Here is a 20,674-nt window from a genome sequence, read left to right on the forward strand (position 1 = left end):
AAAATTATGAAGATCGACCTAACCCAACTTGTTACTGAAAGTCGTAACCCCGCCAGTGCTAATATTGATGCGCTCAATACAGTAGAGATGCTGGCGGTTATTAACAATGAAGATAAGCAGGTTGCTTTAGCGGTTGAAAAAACATTGCCTCAAATTGCACAATCAGTTGATCTGATCGCGACAGCGTTTCGCCAAGGTGGTCGTCTTATTTATATTGGCGCTGGAACCTCTGGTCGCTTAGGCATTTTAGATGCGAGCGAATGCCCTCCTACTTATGGTTCCGATCCTTCTCAAGTGATTGGTTTAATTGCTGGTGGTAAAACCGCAATTTTAAAAGCGGTCGAAAATGCCGAAGATAACCGTGAGTTAGGCGCGCAAGATCTTAAAGAAATTAATTTCAATTCAACCGACGTATTAGTTGGGATCGCAGCTAGCGGACGCACTCCGTATGTTCTGGGTGCCATGGACTATGCCCGTAGCCAATCTGGCGCGGTAATTTCGCTCAGCTGTAACCCTGTTAGCGCGATGACCCAAGCCTCTGACATTGCAATCACCCCAATTGTAGGGGCTGAAATCGTAACCGGTTCTTCTCGCATGAAGGCCGGTACAGCGCAAAAATTAGTGCTTAACATGCTTACCACTGGCGCAATGATCAAAACCGGTAAAGTGTATGGCAACTTGATGGTCGATGTTGAAGCCACTAATGCCAAACTGGTTGAGCGTCAAAAAAACATCGTGATTGCGGCGACAGAATGTGACCGTGCCACAGCAGAAGCTGCCTTGGCACAATGTAATGGTCATTGTAAAACCGCAATTGTGATGATTTTAACTCAATCGGATGCACAACAAGCGACAGATTTGTTGGATCAATCGAATGGGTTTACGCGTCACGCGGTTCAGGTCAAAGCATAAATCAAACGCACAACAATAATAAATGCAGACACTTAACGATCGAACTGGGCGTATTTCAATAAAATGAAATTCTTATAATAAAAATCAAAAGCGTTTCTGTTCGATATCGCAGCAAAATTTAGAGGGTGACACATGGCTAAAATTACACAACCAATGATTGATTCGATTATTGAATTGGTCGGGGGGAAGGCAAACATTGCTCTGGCGGGTAATTGTATGACTCGCTTACGCTTAACATTAAATAATAATGATTTGGTTCAAGCCGACCAACTAAAGCGCATTACCGGCGTTATGGGAGTGGTTGAAAGTGATGAGCAATTACAAATCATTTTAGGCCCAGGTAAAGCGCAAACCGCAGCGGAAATGATGAACCAATGTTTATCTCAAGTTAGCGATAATCCAGATCAAGCTAGTCTGCAATCACAAGGCGACAATTCAGATTTAAAAGACATTGCTTCCGATCAAAAAAAGCAGATGAAAGCCAAACAAACCAGTAGCATTCAACAGTTTTTAAGTAAATTTGCCACCATTTTCACCCCTTTGATCCCAGGTTTTATTGCCGCGGGTATGTTACTGGGTGTCGCCACCGTTTTGGAACAAATTTATATTACCGGACAAGCTCACCCTAACCTTATTTTGGTTGATCTGGTTAATTATTTTAAAGTCTTTGGTAAAGGTCTATTTAGCTTCTTAAGCATTTTAATCGGTTATAACGCCCAAAAAGCCTTTGGAGGTTCCGGTGTTAATGGCGCAATTATCGCCTCACTGTTTGTATTAGGCTATAACCCAGATGCTACCTCTGGTATTTACTCGGGCATGAGCGACTTCTTTGGTCATACGATTGATCCACGCGGTAATATTATTGGGGTACTAATTGCCGCGATTGTTGGCGCAAAAGTGGAGCGTTTTATTCGTAAGTACATGCCAGATGATCTCGATATGATCTTGACTTCTAGCCTAACTCTCCTGTTTATGGGGGCGGTGACCTTTGTTGTGATCATGCCGCTAGGGGGTTACTTATTCCAAGGCATGTCATGGTTATTTCTACACCTAAATGGTAACCCGATTGGTTCTGCTATTTTGGCTGGTGTATTTTTAATCTCGGTGATGTTTGGTATTCACCAAGGTTTTGTGCCCGTTTATTTTGCATTAATGGAAACCCAAGGATTTAACTCACTATTCCCAATCCTTGCCATGGCCGGCGGTGGTCAAGTTGGCGCGGCGGCAGCGTTGTATGTCAAAGCTCACAAAGATTCACTACTGCGAGTGCAAATTAAAGGCTCAATAATCCCTGGCATCTTAGGCATTGGCGAACCATTAATTTATGGTGTGACCTTGCCTCGTGTTAAACCATTTGTGACAGCATGTATTGGTGGCGCAGCCGGTGGTTTCTTTATCGGCTTAGTCTCTTACCTAGGTTTACCAGTAGGTTTAAACACCGTCTTTGGTCCATCCGGTATTGTGTCACTGCCTCTGATGACCTCAAACAGTGGGATCTTCCCTGCCATGATGGTTTATGGCGCAGGCTTATTAATCAGTTACGGTGTCGGTTTTGTAGTGACCTACTTCTTCGGCACTAAAAATGTGGATTTAAGCTAAATCGTTAATATAAATGACAACGGAACCTATAAAAACAGATCGGATAATCCGACATAACTCTTAATTAGCGAGAAGATAATAATAAAGGATTAGTTGTTTCTTGTTGCTATTAAAGAGTCCCCCCTAATTTGCTTGTATAGCCGCCCCCTACAACTTCATAGTTTTAGGGGGTTTCTTTTTTAAACTGTACCTTGATGTTATATACTGACCGCCTGTTCCTATCCATCCTATATCGCTTAGTTTTTTGCGATAACACGAGTTTTGACTATGACAAGAAAACATATTTATGTTGCCTACACTGGCGGCACTATTGGCATGAAACGCTCTCCACACGGCTACATTCCTGCCGATGGTTTTATGACTGCGCAACTGCAAGCAATGCCAGAGTTCCATCGTGAAGAAATGCCATTATTTACCGTACATGAATATGCGCCCTTAATGGATTCATCGGATATGACGCCCAATGATTGGCAACATATCGCTGATGATATTCAAGCCAATTACGACCAATATGATGGCTTTGTGATTTTACATGGCACTGATACCATGGCGTATACCGCGGCTGCGTTATCATTTATGTTTGAAAATTTAGGCAAGCCGGTGATTGTGACTGGTTCACAAATCCCATTGTCGGAACTGCGATCAGACGGTCAAGCCAATCTTTTAAATGCGCTGCACATTGCCGCCAACTACCCTATCAATGAGGTAACGTTATTTTTTAATAACCAATTGATGCGTGGTAATCGCAGTACCAAGTCTCGCGCCGATGGGTTTAGCGCTTTTAGTTCGCCTAATTTACCGGTGCTACTTGAGGCGGGGATCAGTATTCAAGTCAGTAACCCTGAATTAATCGACAAAAAACCGCAGGGCGAATTTAAAGTGCATACCATTACGCCACAACCGATCGGCGTGATCACTATGTACCCTGGCATTTCACATGAAGTGATCCGCAACACCCTACTCCAACCTGTCAATGCAATGATCTTGCTGACTTTCGGTGTTGGCAATGCGCCACAAAATAAAGACATGCTCGCCCATTTAAAAGACGCGTCAGAGCGAGGCGTGATTGTGGTTAACCTAACTCAATGTTTGGCTGGCAAAGTGAATATGGATGGTTATGCGACCGGAGTTTCGTTAGCAGAAGCGGGCGTGATCAGTGGTTATGATATGACCCATGAAGCGGCGTTAGCTAAATTGCACTACCTGTTGAGCAAAAATTTAACCTATGATGAAATTAAAACCCAGATGAAACAAGTTTTGCGCGGCGAAATGAGCTTATAACCAGCGCGAATTAATGACATTTCTCAGCCATAAAAAGAAGATAAAGCCGAGTATCACTCTAACGCTTTATCTTCTTTTATTGGATCGCATTGTTGACAACTCACTCAGCCGCTACGCGAATAATATCGTCTTGCCCTTCGGCAAATTGCTTTTTCAATTCTGATTTCGATTTAAACGCCACTTCACCACCCGCACCGACACTCATGTGTTGCGGATCATGGTTGTTTTTAGATTGATAGAGCATCACCGCTTGCATGCAAGAATCACGTTGTTGTTGAGAAATCGGTGACCCATCTAACCAGCGACCGGTTTCAATGGCATAATTTAATCGCTCATACACTTCCGGCGTCATAGCCGCTAATAATTGCTCGACATCCATACTCAATCCTCTTGATTAAAACGTAAAGACACTGAATTCACACAGTAACGCTGACCGGTCGTGTCTTGCGGACCATCTTGAAATACATGTCCTAAATGACTGTCACAATGGGCACAACGCACTTCAATTCGATGCATACCATGGCTGCTGTCTTTTAAGTATTTCACCGCGTCTTTATTAATCGCGGCATCAAAACTTGGCCAACCACAACCTGAATCAAATTTATCCTCAGAGCGAAACAAATCGGCCTGACAACAAGTACACTGATAAATGCCCGTATCTTTATTATGCAATAGAGTGCCGGAATATGGCGCTTCAGTCCCGCCTTCTCGGCACACCCGAAATTGCTCATCATTCAATTCTTGTTGCCACTGCTGGGTTGTCTTTTTCATACTTATCCTTACAAACTCATTTCTCGCTTATTTTTCACCAAGCGATTGTTATCCATAAAACATCAATAAACCGAGTCTACCATTGAATCATTTAAACAAATACTTGCGTTATCACAACAATGTGGCACATACTTTTCACCATACCTTAGATGGTGACTTGAATCACATTAGGGTATAATCAGCACCAGCAACAAAAATAGCTATAGGCTTATCATAAAGCCTTGAACTTTAGTAAGAATTAATGGATGTAATTTGGTCACTTAATGTTAAAAGCGAAAGAAAGTAACTCTTTTTTTTGACTTTAAACAAGTAAAGACCGATTATTCCTTGCAGGAAAGAACTGGATTCTGTATTTTTACAACCAGTTATCTTTAATCTTAAATTAAGTTGTGGAGCAACTACTAATGACTATCAAAGTTGGTATTAACGGTTTTGGCCGTATTGGACGTTTCGTTTTCCGTGCATCTGTTGAGCGTGACAACATCGAAGTTGTAGGCATCAATGACCTTATCGATGTTGAGTACATGGCATACATGCTTAAGTATGACTCAACTCACGGTCGTTTCAACGGCACTGTTGAAGTTAAAGACGGTAACCTAGTAGTAAACGGCAAAACTGTTCGTGTAACTGCTGAGCGTAACCCTGAAGATCTTAAGTGGGATGCTATCAACGTTGACGTTGTAGCTGAAGCAACTGGTCTTTTCCTAACTGACGAAACTGCTCGTAAACACATCACAGCTGGTGCTAAGAAAGTTGTATTAACTGGTCCATCTAAAGACGCAACTCCAATGTTCGTTATGGGTGTTAACCACGCAACTTACGCTGGTCAAGATATCGTTTCTAACGCATCTTGTACTACTAACTGCCTAGCGCCAATCGCTAAAGTTCTTAACGACGAGTTCGGTATCGAATCTGGTCTTATGACAACAGTTCACGCAACTACAGCAACTCAAAAAACTGTAGATGGTCCTTCTGCGAAAGACTGGCGCGGTGGCCGTGGTGCTTCTCAAAATATCATCCCATCTTCAACTGGTGCAGCTAAAGCAGTAGGCGTTGTACTTCCTGAAGTAAACGGCAAACTAACTGGTATGGCTTTCCGCGTACCAACTGCTAACGTTTCTGTTGTTGACTTAACTGTTAACCTTAAAAACGGTGCATCTTACGAAGCTATCTGTGCAGCTATGAAAGCAGCATCTGAAGGTTCTCTTAAAGGTGTTCTTGGTTACACTGAAGATGCAGTTGTTTCTCAAGATTTCATCGGTGAAACTCAAACTTCAGTATTTGATGCTAAAGCTGGTATCGCACTTAACGACAAATTCGTTAAAGTTGTATCTTGGTACGACAACGAAATCGGTTACTCAAACAAAGTTCTTGACCTAATCACTCACATCTCTAAGTAATTAGAAAGCAGTGTTTAGCTCTTAACTGAATAACAACTCTTGTTAAGTAACGATTGAGGCGGCCATTGTGTCGCCTTTTTTTATACCTAAAAATCATGAATGCTCGATATTCGTTCTCTTTGTATAAAGAAACCTATTGAGATATAACGAGGAACCTTTGCATGAATCTTAACGGTCTCCCTATCATCAGCGTATTATCTGATTGTGTCACTATCGTACAAAAAGACGGAATCAAAATCGTCCGAGTTAAACATGACAAAGCCGAAGCGGGTATTTCTCTTTTCGGTGGTCATGTGGTGTCATTTAAACCTATCGATCAACAAGATGTTATTTGGATGAGCGAGCGGGCTATTTTTGATGGCAATACTGCTTTGCGTGGCGGTATTCCAGTCTGTTGGCCTTGGTTCGGTCGCATTGCGGCTCCAGCGCATGGGTTTGCTCGTTCAAGTGAATGGCAGCTGATTGAGCATAGAGAAAATGAACAAGGCGTTATAGTGAGTCTTGGTTTGCGTCCAAATGACACTACACTTGATATTTGGCCTCATCAATTTGATGCGGTGCTTAATATGGAAGTGTCTGAATGCTTAAAAGTGTCTCTTACCGTCACCAATACCGATAGCAATGCATGGACTTTCTCTGGCGCGCTGCACAGCTATTTCAATATTGCCGATATTAATGACACCGCTATTACTGGCATGGGTGATAATTACTTAGACAGCTTACAAAGTGGCAAAGCTTGTCTTGGTGGCAATGCATTAAACTTTAAAGCCGGCGTAGATCGCGTCTACACTCAGCCTCAAGAGTGTATCGACATCACCGACCCTAAACATCAGCGTACTATTACGGTTAAAAACCAAGGTGATAATGCGGCGGTTATTTGGAATCCGTGGGAACTGGCAATCAATATGGGCGATATGGATGATGATGGCTACCAAACAATGGTGTGTGTCGAGTCAACATTACATGCGCCAAGCCTAGAACAAGGTAAAACGTTGCAACCCGGTGAAAGCCATACTCTAAGCACGGAAATTGGCATCAAAGCCTAAAGAACACTGAGTCCGAGTTACGGCAGAATGAGTGCTGAACAAGCGCTAAATCACAGCTGCAAAACCAAAACACGGCCTGCGGGTGCTGGCTTTTTCAGCTCCTGCAGCCAAACATCTTCATCACTCGCGGCTATGATAAATATTGCTTTATAAAGCGACAAGATCGACTAAAATACCCTTCATCCAAACTCTCACTCAAAACGACGAAACCAATTACCATGTCTTACCAATGCCCACTTTGCCATCATACTCTTATTGCTCGTATTGGCGGATTTCAATGTGAAAATAATCACCAGTTCGATAGTGCCAAAGAAGGTTATGTTAATTTGATGCCGGTGCAACATAAACGCTCTAAGCAGCCGGGTGATAATGTCGATATGATGCAAGCTCGTCGTCGATTTTTAGCCTCAGATCAGTATCATCCCATGCGTGAATCGGTCACAAACCTGTGCTTAAAACACACCAAGAACAGCCAACATCAAGTGTTAGATATTGGCTGTGGCGAGGGCTATTACACTGCTTATTTGTCCGAAAAACTGGCGTCACAATCCATCAATGCGGTCACTTATGGGCTGGATATTTCCAAAGTCGCCATTCGTTATGCGGCCAAGCGTTATACCACTCAACACATGCAATATTGTGTTGCCTCAAGTCATCGCTTGCCATTTGCTAACCACAGTCTTGATGCCGTGGTGCGTATTTATGCCCCTTGCCAAGCCCAGGAACTAGAACGAGTATTAACCGAACAAGGAGTGATGATCACCGTTACGCCAGCCGCGCGCCACTTATATCAACTGCGTGAACAGGTTTATAGTCAAGTGCATTTGCATGATGAAACGGTAGAAGAGATGGCCGGTTTTGAATTGATTGAACAATCAAAATTGAGCTATGAGATGCAACTTAGTGGCGAACAAGCCGATGACTTATTGCAGATGACGCCTTTCGCATGGAAAGCCAGCGCAGAGCTACGCCAGCAATTAAAAACCGCCACACAATTTGATTGCGAGGCGGATTTTATGCTGCGAGTTTATAAAAAACTGACACGCTAAAAATCAGACTTAGACACGCGATACCTGTTAGAGGCTGCGGCAGCGATCAGCTAAGATAGGATTGCTATTATGTTGATATTTTTCGACAATTTTAGCTTTACCACATTCAAATTGAGTCACAGGATATTGCTTATCCCAAGCGGTAAACAGTTGGCGTTGCTGGCGACTAATATTAAAACTTGAGTAAGTCTCATCAAAATACAAATAGGTTCGCGCAATTAAACCACGGGCAAATACTGGTGGCTGCGCTTTACGATTATCGACATGGAAATCGCACGAGCCGAAATCACTTTGAGTGCCAGAAAGCATTTGGAAATTATAGTTAGAACGATAAGCATTGACTGACCCAACCGCCGCATACAAGTTATAACCATCCGCTTGCATTAAGCGAAAAGCCTCACTCGCTTTGGTGGCGCACTTACGTCCTTTATACGCTTTACCTTTGCTCGAAACACATTTTTCATCACCCTCACGCCACTGTTTAAAACTGCTGCCAAAGTTTTCAGCGGGAACAATGTGTTCAAACTCAATACGTTGTGATCGTTTGGTATACAAACTGTGATCAAAGCCGGTTGGCAATTGGGTTTGCTTTTTGGCATTAAACGGAATATGGCAATACACCGTATGACGTGCGGGATCTTGGTTATACACTTCGCTCATTAGCAAGCGCTTGGCTTTGGAAAAAGAATCGATACTAATATTGGGAGTAGCATAGCTCAAAGTGGGAAGCGTTAAGGCTATCACCCCGAACAAACGACTGACTACGGGCAATAATCCCATGATACATCTAAACCTCGTTACGTCTTATTGACTGCTATTGTAAAGACTTTCCCATACTTTAGTAATACCTATAAATACAAATATATCAATTGATAATAATTATCATTCGTTGTGATTATTTTAAATATCCGGTATGCTTCGACATTGATTCGCTCAGTCTATCCGCAGCAAGGAAGCATCATGATAATAACCACAAAACCCTTCAACATTTTATTCGGGCTAGTCAGCTTCATTCTGCTTGTCGGGTGTTCAACGTCTTCTCCTGTGCCATTGAGTACCCCAGCTCCCCTTGCTTCCGCTGCCAAAGTTAACACCTTCTATGACTTTCAGTTGTACTCCAAAACAGGACAAGCGCTGAGTGTTGAGAAAATGGCTCTGCAAGCGCAAACCGCCGATGTGATCTTGGTGGGAGAATGGCATACCCACGCAGGGATCCATCTTTTTCAAACCCAGCTACTGCAAGCACTTATTCAACAACCTCGCGCTGTTGCTCTTTCGATGGAGCAATTTAGCCGAGATAAACAAGCGGTCGTTAATGAGTATTTAGAGGGTGAAATAGGCGAACAAACGCTGATACAAAAAGGGAAAGCTTGGCCCAATTATGAAAGTGATTATCGGCCTTTAGTCGAACTGGCCAAAACCAATCATATTGATGTTATCGCGGCTAATGCGCCAAAAACTATGGTGCAATGTATCGCTAAACAAGGATTAAGCTATTTAGATAAGCAACCCGAGCAATCACGCGCTTGGGTAGCAAAAGTGATCAATACCGAAGACAGCCCATACAAACAAAAATTTATGGATTCTATGCACTACGGCAGCGCACAGCAAAATGAAACTCAATATGCAGCGCAAGCAACTTGGGATGCCACCATGGCGGAATCTATGGTCAATTATTTGTCGCAACATCCAAGTAAACACATCATACATATTGCCGGCATGTTTCATACCGAAGATGGGCTGGGAACGGCGGCGGCCATGTTACGCTTAAACCCAGATTTGAACATTTTGATTATTACGCCAACTGAATCTATTCTTAAAGACTCGCCCGACTTTCAACTGCACGTCCTTGCCCCGCCAACTCGATTTATTAAAAAAGAGAACCGGCTAGCGGCTTACAAAACACTAGGCAAACGTAGCCAAGAACTTGATTGCGATGGTGTGAATTAACTCTATAAAAAATGCCGCTCTCTTATCATAAGTTGAGCGGCATAATGCTGATTATTACAATTTAAAATCAATTACTTGCGATTTGGATGATTCAAAATGTGCTCCTCCCAATCGACCACATCAATTTCATACACCACTTTATTACGCACACTTTCACCAGCAGCATGCATGGCAGACTTTGAACCGGTGATCAACGGGTGCCATTCAGGCAGTGGTTTGTTTTCTGCTAATAGGCGATATGAACAGGTTTCTGGCAACCAGTTAAATTCATCAATTTTATCGCGAGTTAATTTTAGACACTCTTCACCCGATTCAAAACGATTAGGGTAATCTTTGCAACTGCAGGTTTTACTGTTAAGCCAACTGCACGCGACATTGGTGTAATACACTTCATCACTGTCTTCATCCATTAACTTATGCAAGCAGCATTTACCACAGCCATCACATAATGACTCCCACTCTTGCTCTGTCATCTGTTGTAGGGTTTTGCTTTGCCAAAATGGGATTGTCATGCTGTGTGCCTGTAAGCTAAAGAGAGTAATTTAGACGCTAATATTTAATCATCTTGAGGCTGCGTTTTATACGCTTATTTCGGCTAAATATCAAGTTAGGCTAGGCGAATAGAGCGCCTTTTGCTACTATCTGCGCCGGTTTTATTTGCGAGTAAGAAGAGTTATGGATTGTCGTTTAGGTTGTGGTGCGTGCTGTATTGCACCCAGTATTTCATCCGCTATTCCTGGTATGCCCAATGGCAAACCGGCAGGAGTACGCTGCATTCAATTAAACGATGACAATTTATGTAAGCTCTTTGGCAAGCCTGAACGGCCTGCGGTGTGTCATCGTTTTAAAGCCGATCGCGATATTTGCGGCACAGACTCACAACAAGCCATTCAAATTATCACTGAATTAGAGCAGCTGACTTGATAGCGTAAATATTGCTTTTATAACTTTATAACTTTATAACTTTAATCGCCCTAACAATGAGTGCGATAACGTGGTGCCATCCACCAATTCTAATTCGCCCCCCATTGGTACGCCGTGAGCTATTCGACTGGCTCCTACGCTATGCGCTTTGCACAGTTGAGCGATATAATGCGCCGTCGCTTCACCTTCTACTGTTGGGTTAGTGGCTAAAATCACTTCTTCCACATCCCCTTGAGCCAGACGATAATCCAACAAATCTAATCCGATATCGCTAGGCCCGATGCCATCGAGTGGCGACAAATGCCCCATCAACACAAAGTAGCGGCCTGAAAATTGTCCAGTTGCTTCAATGGCGGCGATATCGGCTGGGGTTTCGACCACACACATTTGACCATTGGCTTGGCGTTTAGGATTGGTGCAAATATGACAAGTATCTTGTTCGGTAAAGGTTCGGCATTGATCACAATGACCAATCTCCGTCATCGCTTGCGACAAGGCTTCGGCTAATTGCAAGCCGCCTTTACGATTACGCTGCAACAAATGGAAAGCCATGCGTTGGGCAGATTTAGGACCGACTCCAGGTAAACAACGAAGTGCTTCCATTAACTGTTCCAACATACTACTTGTGCGCATTGCTGACTCTCTCATTGAATTTATTGCTAGCAAAAATCAAAAAAAGCAAAGCTCGGCTGGCTTTGCTCTTTATATCAAATGGATAATATATCCAAGTATAAATGGCCTTAGAAAGGCATTTTCATACCTGGTGGTAATTGCATACCGCCAGTCACGCCTGCCATTTTTTCTTTTTGAGTTTCTTCAACTCGACGTGCTGCATCATTGAAAGCTGCAGCAACCAAATCTTCTAACATTTCTTTGTCATCTTCCATTAGGCTTGGGTCGATGTCGACACGACGAACACTGTGGCTGCCGGTGATGGTGATTTTAACTAAACCTGCACCCGATTCACCAGTGATTTCCATCGCTGCGATTTCTTCTTGAAGCTTTTGCATACGCTCTTGCATTTGCTGAGCTTGCTTCATCATGTTGCCCATTCCGCCTTTACCAAACATAGTGTTCTCTCATTCATTAATTACGGTTTATATATTTACAATTGGGTCAACTGATCTCTCTTTCAACCCTAATCTAATAACTTTATGCTAGTGATCATTTCTACCATCAGTCAGAGTTATATCGGCCTAACACTGCTGGTGTCTAATTGTGCGGCAAAACGCTTTTGTAAAAACTGCACATTCGGATCATCTTGCAAGCTAACAAATGCCTGCTGCAATTTTTCTTGGTAAAGATTCTCGCGCAGCTCTAATGGTGTCGTACCTTCACTGCCAATCACTATTTTTAATTCACAAGACTGCTGGAAATGTTGCGATAACGCCGCGGTTAATTCTTGCTGGGCTCGCTCATTAATTAAATGGGTTTGCTGCTCACGCAAGTGCAAAGTGATCAGGTTATCTTGTTTACTGAATGTTGAATTTAACGCCAGTTGTTCGACCAGTTTTGCGGTCGAGAAACTTTGGATTGCTGCCGTCCACTCATCTTTTTCAATCGCTTCATTTAATAGCTTTTTCACCATCTCTGGCGTTTTTTCATGCTCAAGCGCTTGCTTAATTTGAGTCGGTGTTAGCTCGCTAGTGGCCGCGCTATCCACCACTTTAGGTTGAGTGGACTTCCATTGATACGGTTCATTACTATCACTTTGCTCAGGTCCTGTGACGCCAGATGCTCCATTTGGCGACCCCTGCACGGCTTGAACCGCTGCTGCCGTATGTTTACTGGCAATGCGTTCAAGTACCGAAGATGATGCAGTATTAGCAGGTGTCGCTTTAGTCTTTTTTACCCCAGTTTCTCCAGATTCACTCGCAGCGGGTTTATCACGCTGACTGCGCAATTGATGTCGCAAGCCCGTTAATGAAGCTGGTTTATTTTCCACAGGTTCTGTCGGCTTAACCGCTTGAGGTGGTTGAGTCGACTTAGGTGGCGTGACTGGCGCTGAAACAGGCGGTTGTTGCACGTTTTGAGGTGGCACATTCGCTACTTGGCGATCGGCTGCTTGCTGTTGAGGCATCTGATGCTGATTCTGCACCGGCTGAGATGGCATCTGCTGCTGATGTTGTGGGTATTGATTTTGCGCTGGCGAGGATGGTGCCTTAGCCGTTGTCGTCGACATTGGTGCTGGTCGAGAAATTGCTGCTGGTCGAGACGCTGGCGCGCTTTCTACTACCGGCACACTCATAGTTTGAGTTTGTGGTAGTGCAATTGGGTTGGCGTTTATTGCCTGAGCAGGTCGAAATGCCAACATTCGCAACACTAGCATTTCTGCAGCCATTTTTTCTGATGGTGCTAGAGGTAAATCACCACGCCCTTTCAATGTCATCTGATAATACAGTTGTACATCTTGTGGGTTTAACGATTGGCTCAGTAAAATAATACGCTCAGCGTCTGGCTGCTCTTTATTCAAGGTTGCAGGCAAAGCTTGATACATGGCAACACGATGAAGTTGAGTACTGAGCTCTTTCAGTAACCCGTCCCAAGCGATCCCGTTAGCGGCCAGTTGTTCTAAACAATCCATTGCCACTTGCGGTTGCTTGCTGCTGATTGCTTCCAGTAAATACACCGCTTGTTCGGTATCGAGCGTGCCGAGCATATTGACCACAGTTTGAGTGCCAATATGGCCATTACCTAAAGCAATCGCTTGATCCGATAAACTTAACGCATCACGCATACTGCCATCGGCTGCATGGGAGATAAGCCCTAATGCACGCGGCTCTGAAGTGATGCTTTCTTCCCCTAACACATAATCAAGTTGCTGATGAATTTGATCTGAACTGATAGGTTTTAGATGGAACTGTAGGCAGCGCGATAAAATCGTGACGGGTAATTTTTGAGGATCTGTCGTCGCCAGCAAGAACTTCACATATTCAGGTGGCTCTTCTAGCGTTTTGAGTAATGCATTAAAACTGTGGCGCGACAACATGTGTACTTCATCAATTAAGTATACTTTGAAGCGACCACGCGCCGGTTTATATTGCACGTTATCCAGCAGTTCACGCGTATCTTCCACTTTGGTACGTGACGCTGCATCAATTTCTAGTAAATCGACATGACGACCTTGATCGATCTCAGCACAACTGTCGCATACGCCGCAAGGATTGTCGGTAATACCGGTTTCGCAATTGAGTCCTTTGGCAAATAAACGTCCAATAGAGGTTTTACCCACCCCTCGAGTACCGCTAAATAAATAAGCGTGATGCAGACGATTTTGCTTCAAGGCGTTTTCTAGTGCGGTCACGACATGATCTTGCCCCACTACTTGATTAAATTTAGCTGGACGCCATTTACGTGCTAATGCGAGATAACTCATTAATAATTCCGATTGTTAACCATTGCTTATTCCATAGGTATTAAAAACCCCATAGAAAGATGAAGGCAGATATAGCTTAGTGTCCAGCAAATTCACAAATACTGTACACCGTTAAACCGAGTGATTTTAATTTCGCTTCGCCACCGATTTCAGGCAGGTTAATCACAAACGCCGCATGCTCGACTTCACCGCCTAATTGACGAATAAGCTTTACTGTCGCTTCAATGGTGCCGCCAGTAGCAAGAAGATCATCAACCACTAATACTTTATCTCCGGCTTGAATCGCATCGGTATGAATCTCTAAAGTATCGGTGCCATATTCTAACTGGTATGACTGAGAGACGGTTTCACGCGGTAATTTCCCCGGTTTACGAACAGGAATAAAACCTAGACCTAATTCTAAAGCCAATGGCGCACCAAATAGAAAACCACGAGCTTCAGTACCAACTACTTTAGTGAACCCCATAGATTGATATTTTTCAACTAACAACCGAATAGTGGCTTGATAAGCTTTCGGCTCTTCCATCAAACTGGTGACATCGCGGAATAAAATCCCAGCTTTTGGGTAGTCTGGGATAGTTTTAATGCTGTTTTTAATCAATGCTAAAGTGTCAGTCGTCATAATAAAATTCTTAATCGTTGAAAGCGAGATGGCTGATTTTACCATTTCACCCACTGACAGTAATCATTTAATTAAGGATTTTCTTCGGCTTCAATATTAACGGTTTGAGGGTCGTAAACAGGCATACGTGAAAAACAAAAAAACAGCACACAAAACCCTGCGACTAAACCTGCTTTCATCCACCAATGCGGCATCATAATGAAAGAAAACAAAAAGCTAAAAGATAGTAAAACATAGCCGCGCTTTTTGACTTGTGGGGCCACAGCGCCGTGTTGCTGCCAATTGTTTATGATTGGCCCAAGATGAGGATGGTTGTGGATCCAAGCGTGAAATTTATCATTGCTTCGCATAAAACAAGCGCTGGCTAATAATAAAAATGGCGTTGTCGGTAGTAAAGGTAAGAAGATACCTAATACACCTAAAAATAGCGCTAGACCGCCAACAACATTAAGGAGTATTTTACGAATTATGATCAGTATCCTTGTGTTATATACTCAAGTTACTTGGGTATAAGACGAGTGCTCACACAAAAACAAGCGTAAATAAACAAGCTATTGGCAGAGCGGTTCACCTTCCGTTTTGCTTAGTTATAACAAAAAACCGGAAGGTGAACAGTCTAACTTAACTTATGTTGCTAAGTCATTACTCAATGACATTAAAGGTTAAGCAATTGTATCCAAGCCAATGTTGCTGGGAGAGTGGGTAAAAGTAACGCGGCGAAAATGCCTAGTAAATAAAAGGCATTAAATGGTTCTTGATGATCGGTATCTGACACAGTAAATCCTCCTTGATTAAAGCATCAGTATAAAAGAAGTGCTTGAATGTAAATACCGAGAGAAATTATGGTTATTATAAATCTGTGGTCGACCTCATGTAATCGAAGTGTTAGTCACAGGTTAAATTTTTAATGGTTAACTTAAAGCTTCTAAAACCTAAATCACTCAAGACTAGATCACCACCACGTCGCATGGGCAAATCACTGGTAACAAAATTTTTGACGCAGCCTTTGCCTAATTCAATCCCAGTTTCAATGGCTTGATTTTTTCCGGTGGCATCGTCAGCCACATACCAATGACTCTCTAACCCTGCGGGCAAGATAGACAAACTACCATCCACCATATCGGCAATACCAAATAATGCCTTAATCGGTTCAGCGCAATCGGTACAACTGATGCCTTTTTCTAACAGCTCTGCTAAATCTTTTAAATCTGAATGGCTTTGTTTACGGGTGCGAATAAAGTCATTGAATAATGCTCGGATCAACAAGGATGTAGCAACGCCATTATCTTCACCAGAAGCAGCATCAACCAAATAGAAGGCAAAGCGCCCTTCCATCAACCATGAATAATCAAACACCAAAGGCATAGCTTCGGCAGGTTGTAGAATATGGTAACTGCAACGCCAGCGCCCTTGCTGAGTATCGCGTGGTGGTTGTAATGCCTGTAGCAAATCTCTTGCGGTAACATCATGTTCTTTCAAGTGATTCAAATGCCAATACAGTTCTTTTTCTTCTGGCATATCGCCCGATTCATTAATATTGAACCATTGGCTTGAAAAATCTCTTGAAAATGAAGGGTTGGTTTTCGACTCTTCGAGACTGGTGTGGATAGCAGAGGCAAAGTTTTGCAGCTGAGAAATCGGTTTAGTGAGAAAATCTTTGATCCCAAAACGTAATACTTTCGCCACATCTCGCATGTCTTCGGTCGCCGAGACCACAATCATTGGCAGCATAGGAAATTGCCAACTGACTTCTTCAACTAACTCAATCCCACTCATGATCGGCATATCAAGATCACACACAATAAGATCGGGCACATGATCTCGCAGTAATTGTAACGCCTCTAAACCATTGCTTGCTTCAACAACCTGATAGTTTTTGGTCGATAAAAACGTCGCCATCATAGTTCTAAAAATAGGGTCATCATCGACTAGCATAATAGATTGCATATCGCGATTAACTGCCGAATCAACTTGTGGTATTGTCATGCTACTTTTATGCATACTTGAAAAACCTCCCGATGATTGACTGGTGATATCCATATCGCCCCCCTCAATTATTAATACCAGTGCAACTGACTAAGACTATGTTGCTGGTTGAAAGCTGGCGCTTCATAAAATCTAAGCCACCTAAAATGCCGTTATTGATAGATTTGACCACAGTATAGCCATTTTTGTTCATCTACTTTATTTTACTGAGAATTAGCTAACAAAATTAGAGTAATAATCTCGTTTTGCGTTAAAATCCGTTCGCCATTCGCTATATTGACCTTATATAAAGTAGTAATATTTTTGTCGTTGTTCAAATTGAACTTGAATACAGGGCAATGTTTTTACTTTGGTTGTGATAAATTTGATATTAAACAACTCAAAAATGCAATCTTCAGTTACACTAATACCAATGAGGTATTCCTAAAGTGTCCAATACTATGAAACTTGATGATTTAAATTTATTCCGCTTAGTGGTTGAGAACGGTAGTTATACTGCAACCTCACGCAAAACTGCTATTCCTGTTGCTACGATCACGCGTCGTATTCAAGCATTAGAAGAGGGGTTAAATTTACGCCTACTTAATCGTAATGCTCGTAAATTGTCTTTAACAGAAGCCGGTCAACGCTTTTATGATGAATGTTCACCGTTACTGAAGAACCTCGCCCAAACCACAGAAAGTATTTCTGATGAATGTCGAGGGGCATCGGGTAAATTGCGCATTTCTGCCCCAATGAACACCGCTAAACGCATGATCATGCCGATGCTGAATGAGTTTATGGCTCAGTATCCCGATATTCGTATTGAATTGTCGATGACAAATCATGCCGATCAACTTGATCCAACCGAATGGGATGTGATTTTCCGTGTTGGCCCACAACGTGATTCAAGCTTGATTGCTCGTAAAATTAATCAAGTGAAAGATGTTTTGGTCGCTAGCCCTAAATACTTGGCAGATTGTGGCGAATTAAACCATGCTGACGATTTGCGCCATCATGCTTTGCTGAAAGGGTTACCTTTGGTCAAATGGCAGCTAAACAATAGCCGTGGTGAGTCCGTAACCATTAATGAAAAGGGCCGTTTAGAGGCCAGTGAATTAAATGTGGTTCGCAAGGCGTGTTCATTTGGTCTTGGGATCAGCTTAATGCCAGATGTAATGATCGAAGCGTATTTACATGAAGGTCGTTTGGTTCGCGTACTCGACGATTGGAGTGCTAACGCTCGTGATATCTATATGCTTTATAACCATAAAAATCATCAGCCTGAAAAAGTACGTTTGCTGATCGATTTTATCGCGCGTCACGAAGCGCTATAAAGCGGTCTATTTAATCTATTTTCAAATAAAGAGCTTACGCCAGCTATGGCATAGGCTCTTTTTTTATCTCAGTTAATAAATCTGGGTGCTGTTTTTGTTGGTACAGTGGTAATCGTTGACGCAACGCAATAAACGTATTCATCGCCCCTTTGCGCGCCAAATCATTGACTAACCAATCAGGTAAAGCGCCACCCGGATCGGCAAACGCGGTATAAATGATATGGGTCTTACCCGAAGCCAACTTTTGCAGCTGCCATTTTGCTTTGACATCGGTAATACGAATATAACCCTCTTGCGGTGGCAGGAAAGCGGTGGCATCTTCAATCACCAATATAAAGTGCTCACGGTCTAATTGACTGAAATAAGAATACGTCACCATGTCTCTATCTTGCGCAGGCCACGGCGCGCTAAATTGAGTATAAACAATATTTTCTTTGCTATTAATCTGCTCTAACACTTGGGTGCGATAGACATTATCCAACCATTGCGGCGCATTATCGACATCTTGTAGTAAATACAAAAAACCACTCAAACTGGTGTTCACTTGCATAATAGCGCGAATTTCCACTAAGCCATTTGGGTGTTCAAATTGGCTGATGCGGATCCCATCTTGCTCTTTATACAGTTGCCATGATTGCTGTTTTGATTGGAGAGTGTTTTGTTGCTCGGCATGCGCTGGCAATAGATTAATCAGCATCAAACAGCAGATCCCAATAAAGACGCGCATCCACCTTTGTCGTTGAAATTGAAAAATGATGATCTCCATCCCCTTGCCTAATATTTGTCCATACCAATTCCATCTACTGTTATAAATATAGCGTCTGTTTCACACTCTGTAAGCGTAAAAAAACCAGCATCGTCAAATGCTGGTTTTTAGTTATTCAATACGTTTTGGTCGTATTAGATCATGCACCTTCGTTGTGCATTTCTAAATTGGCTAAATCGGATTGTTCTTGATCCAGTTTGGCGTCGTCGTTACGCATTGCATCAATCACATCAAGATAAGCTTGATCGATATCACCAGTAACGTATTGCCCACTGAATACCGAGGTCTCAAAGGTGCTGATCGACGGATTACCGGTGCCTACTGCCGCGATAAGGTCATCAATGCTTTGGAACATTAAGGCATCTGCGCCAATCATCTTGCTGATTTCTTCTGGTTCACGCCCATGGGCAATCAACTCGTTGGCACTTGGCATATCAATACCGTACACATTCGGGAAGCGAACTTCTGGCGCTGCTGAGACCATGTAGACTTTATTAGCACCAGAGTCGCGTGCCATTTCAATGATCTGCTCAGAGGTAGTACCACGAACAATCGAATCATCGACTAATAGCACATTTTTTCCTTTAAACTCAGAGCGAATGGCATTGAGTTTACGACGCACAGATTTCTTACGTTGTTGCTGACCCGGCATGATAAAGGTACGACCAACATAACGGTTTTTCACAAAGCCTTGGCGGTATGGTTTATCAATCAGTTGAGCAATTTCAAGTGCGATATCACACGAGGTTTCAGGGATTGGGATCACTACATCAATATCAAGATCATCCCACTCACGTTTGATTTTTTCGCCAAGCTTTCTGCCCATTTCAAGGCGAGCACTGTACACCGAAATTTTATCAATAAATGAATCTGGGCGAGCAAAATAAACGAACTCAAAGATACATGGATTCAGCTTTGGATTCTCGGCGCATTGTTCAGTAAAAAGCTCACCATCAAAAGTGGCATAAATGGCCTCACCTGGCGCGACATCACGCACAAAATCAAAGCCAACCGCATCAAGTGCCACTGATTCTGATGCCACCATGTATTCGGCACGTTCTCCGACCATACGCTTGCCTAAGCATAAAGGACGAATACCATTTGGGTCACGGAATGCCACCATGCCGTGGCCAATGATCATGGCAGAAACCGCGTAAGCACCCTTCACGGTTTGATGCACTTTCTTAATTGCATTAAAAACATCGGTTGGCGTCAGCGGGTAGCTTTCTGCGAGATCAATTTCTTGCGCTAAGATGTTTAATAATACTTCAGAGTCGGAAGTGGTGTTAACGTGGCGGCGACCTTGCTCAAATAACCACTGACGAATATCGTTCGCATTGGTTAAGTTGCCATTGTGCGCCAGAGTAATGCCGTAAGGCGAGTTAACATAAAAAGGCTGAGCTTCAGAGGCACTTGAACTGCCTGCGGTTGGGTAGCGAACATGGCCGACACCAACTGTGCCTTGCAAGCGTTGCATATGCTTCACTTCGAATACATCTTTCACCAATCCATTGGCTTTTCGCAGACGGAAACGATTGCTATCTATGGTAATAATACCCGCGGCATCTTGGCCACGATGTTGTAACACCGTTAATGCATCATAAATCGATTGATTAACAGGCGTTATACCTACGATTCCAACAATACCACACATGTCTTAACCCTCGGTTGGCAAA

Annotated in this window: 21 protein-coding genes; 9 read left to right on the forward strand and 12 right to left on the reverse strand. The window is 43.0% G+C overall.

Annotation, left to right across the window (positions count from 1 at the left end):
• Positions 1-6: 6 nt before the first annotated feature.
• From murQ to ansA, 3 genes are all read left to right on the forward strand, one after another.
• On the forward strand, positions 7-912 hold the full coding sequence (gene murQ, locus HC723_RS00315) for an N-acetylmuramic acid 6-phosphate etherase (protein ID WP_153446700.1): 906 nt from the start codon (positions 7-9) through the stop codon (positions 910-912).
• Positions 913-1,044: 132 nt separating this feature from the next.
• Positions 1,045-2,511 carry a PTS N-acetylmuramic acid transporter subunit IIBC gene (murP, locus tag HC723_RS00320; protein ID WP_190337846.1) on the forward strand — a complete coding sequence of 489 codons (1,467 nt, stop codon included), beginning with the start codon at positions 1,045-1,047 and terminating at the stop codon, positions 2,509-2,511.
• A gap of 267 nt (positions 2,512-2,778) precedes the next feature.
• Positions 2,779-3,792 carry an asparaginase gene (gene ansA, locus HC723_RS00325; RefSeq protein ID WP_153446697.1) on the forward strand — a complete coding sequence of 338 codons (1,014 nt, stop codon included), beginning with the start codon at positions 2,779-2,781 and terminating at the stop codon, positions 3,790-3,792.
• Between the two features lie 100 nt (positions 3,793-3,892).
• Here the strand turns inward: ansA and HC723_RS00330 are convergent, their stop codons facing one another.
• Together HC723_RS00330 and msrB are read right to left on the reverse strand one after the other, a co-directional pair.
• Entirely contained in the window at positions 3,893-4,171 is a 279-nt protein-coding gene (locus HC723_RS00330; RefSeq protein WP_153446695.1) for a YeaC family protein, read from the reverse strand.
• Between the two features lie 2 nt (positions 4,172-4,173).
• Positions 4,174-4,563 carry a peptide-methionine (R)-S-oxide reductase MsrB gene (gene msrB / locus HC723_RS00335; protein ID WP_153446694.1) on the reverse strand — a complete coding sequence of 130 codons (390 nt, stop codon included), beginning with the start codon at positions 4,561-4,563 and terminating at the stop codon, positions 4,174-4,176.
• A 404-nt stretch (positions 4,564-4,967) separates the two neighbouring features.
• Between msrB and gap the strand changes: the two genes are divergently transcribed.
• The 3 genes from gap to rlmA all read left to right on the forward strand — a co-directional run bounded on the left by gap (position 4,968) and on the right by rlmA (position 8,058).
• Positions 4,968-5,963, forward strand: a complete 996-nt coding sequence (gene gap, locus HC723_RS00340) for a type I glyceraldehyde-3-phosphate dehydrogenase (protein WP_153446692.1) — start codon at positions 4,968-4,970, stop codon at positions 5,961-5,963.
• Between the two features lie 161 nt (positions 5,964-6,124).
• The gene (locus tag HC723_RS00345) at positions 6,125-7,009 is read left to right on the forward strand and encodes a D-hexose-6-phosphate mutarotase (RefSeq protein WP_190337847.1); all 885 of its coding nucleotides are present in this window, start codon (positions 6,125-6,127) and stop codon (positions 7,007-7,009) included.
• A 218-nt stretch (positions 7,010-7,227) separates the two neighbouring features.
• Positions 7,228-8,058, forward strand: a complete 831-nt coding sequence (gene rlmA, locus HC723_RS00350; protein WP_190337848.1) for a 23S rRNA (guanine(745)-N(1))-methyltransferase — start codon at positions 7,228-7,230, stop codon at positions 8,056-8,058.
• Between the two features lie 27 nt (positions 8,059-8,085).
• Here the strand turns inward: rlmA and HC723_RS00355 are convergent, their stop codons facing one another.
• Positions 8,086-8,838 carry an endonuclease gene (locus HC723_RS00355; RefSeq protein ID WP_190337849.1) on the reverse strand — a complete coding sequence of 251 codons (753 nt, stop codon included), beginning with the start codon at positions 8,836-8,838 and terminating at the stop codon, positions 8,086-8,088.
• Positions 8,839-9,018: 180 nt separating this feature from the next.
• On the opposite strand from HC723_RS00355, the gene HC723_RS00360 reads away from it, so the two are divergent.
• Positions 9,019-10,008, forward strand: coding sequence for a ChaN family lipoprotein (locus tag HC723_RS00360; protein WP_190337850.1), 990 nt, complete (start codon positions 9,019-9,021; stop codon positions 10,006-10,008).
• A gap of 71 nt (positions 10,009-10,079) precedes the next feature.
• Here HC723_RS00360 and HC723_RS00365 read toward each other — a convergent pair whose 3' ends face one another.
• Positions 10,080-10,520, reverse strand: a complete 441-nt coding sequence (locus tag HC723_RS00365) for a YcgN family cysteine cluster protein (protein ID WP_190337851.1) — start codon at positions 10,518-10,520, stop codon at positions 10,080-10,082.
• 163 nt (positions 10,521-10,683) lie between these two features.
• Here HC723_RS00365 and HC723_RS00370 point away from each other — a divergent pair, with 163 nt between their 5' ends.
• A complete protein-coding gene (locus HC723_RS00370) occupies positions 10,684-10,932 on the forward strand; it encodes a YkgJ family cysteine cluster protein (protein ID WP_153446665.1) in 249 nt (82 codons plus the stop codon).
• Positions 10,933-10,965: 33 nt separating this feature from the next.
• Here HC723_RS00370 and recR read toward each other — a convergent pair whose 3' ends face one another.
• The 6 genes from recR to HC723_RS00400 all read right to left on the reverse strand — a co-directional run bounded on the left by recR (position 10,966) and on the right by HC723_RS00400 (position 16,931).
• Positions 10,966-11,565 carry a recombination mediator RecR gene (gene recR, locus HC723_RS00375; protein WP_153446664.1) on the reverse strand — a complete coding sequence of 200 codons (600 nt, stop codon included), beginning with the start codon at positions 11,563-11,565 and terminating at the stop codon, positions 10,966-10,968.
• Between the two features lie 107 nt (positions 11,566-11,672).
• Complete coding sequence (locus tag HC723_RS00380; RefSeq protein ID WP_153446663.1) at positions 11,673-12,002, reverse strand: YbaB/EbfC family nucleoid-associated protein; 330 nt, start codon at positions 12,000-12,002, stop codon at positions 11,673-11,675.
• Between the two features lie 116 nt (positions 12,003-12,118).
• Entirely contained in the window at positions 12,119-14,308 is a 2,190-nt protein-coding gene (gene dnaX / locus HC723_RS00385; RefSeq protein ID WP_190337852.1) for a DNA polymerase III subunit gamma/tau, read from the reverse strand.
• Positions 14,309-14,384: 76 nt separating this feature from the next.
• On the reverse strand, positions 14,385-14,930 hold the full coding sequence (gene apt / locus HC723_RS00390) for an adenine phosphoribosyltransferase (RefSeq protein ID WP_190337853.1): 546 nt from the start codon (positions 14,928-14,930) through the stop codon (positions 14,385-14,387).
• A gap of 71 nt (positions 14,931-15,001) precedes the next feature.
• Entirely contained in the window at positions 15,002-15,409 is a 408-nt protein-coding gene (locus tag HC723_RS00395; protein WP_407701696.1) for a YbaN family protein, read from the reverse strand.
• 406 nt (positions 15,410-15,815) lie between these two features.
• On the reverse strand, positions 15,816-16,931 hold the full coding sequence (locus HC723_RS00400) for a response regulator (RefSeq protein ID WP_153448135.1): 1,116 nt from the start codon (positions 16,929-16,931) through the stop codon (positions 15,816-15,818).
• Positions 16,932-17,356: 425 nt separating this feature from the next.
• On the opposite strand from HC723_RS00400, the gene HC723_RS00405 reads away from it, so the two are divergent.
• On the forward strand, positions 17,357-18,232 hold the full coding sequence (locus HC723_RS00405) for a LysR family transcriptional regulator (protein WP_153446655.1): 876 nt from the start codon (positions 17,357-17,359) through the stop codon (positions 18,230-18,232).
• A gap of 43 nt (positions 18,233-18,275) precedes the next feature.
• Here the strand turns inward: HC723_RS00405 and HC723_RS00410 are convergent, their stop codons facing one another.
• Both HC723_RS00410 and purF read right to left on the reverse strand, forming a co-directional pair.
• Positions 18,276-18,998, reverse strand: a complete 723-nt coding sequence (locus HC723_RS00410; protein WP_225874289.1) for an START domain-containing protein — start codon at positions 18,996-18,998, stop codon at positions 18,276-18,278.
• A gap of 139 nt (positions 18,999-19,137) precedes the next feature.
• Positions 19,138-20,652, reverse strand: coding sequence for an amidophosphoribosyltransferase (purF, locus tag HC723_RS00415; protein ID WP_153446653.1), 1,515 nt, complete (start codon positions 20,650-20,652; stop codon positions 19,138-19,140).
• Positions 20,653-20,674: the final 22 nt, after the last annotated feature.

This window comes from Vibrio sp. S11_S32 (assembly GCF_014694465.1).
In the GTDB taxonomy this organism is placed as follows: domain Bacteria; phylum Pseudomonadota; class Gammaproteobacteria; order Enterobacterales; family Vibrionaceae; genus Vibrio; species Vibrio algicola.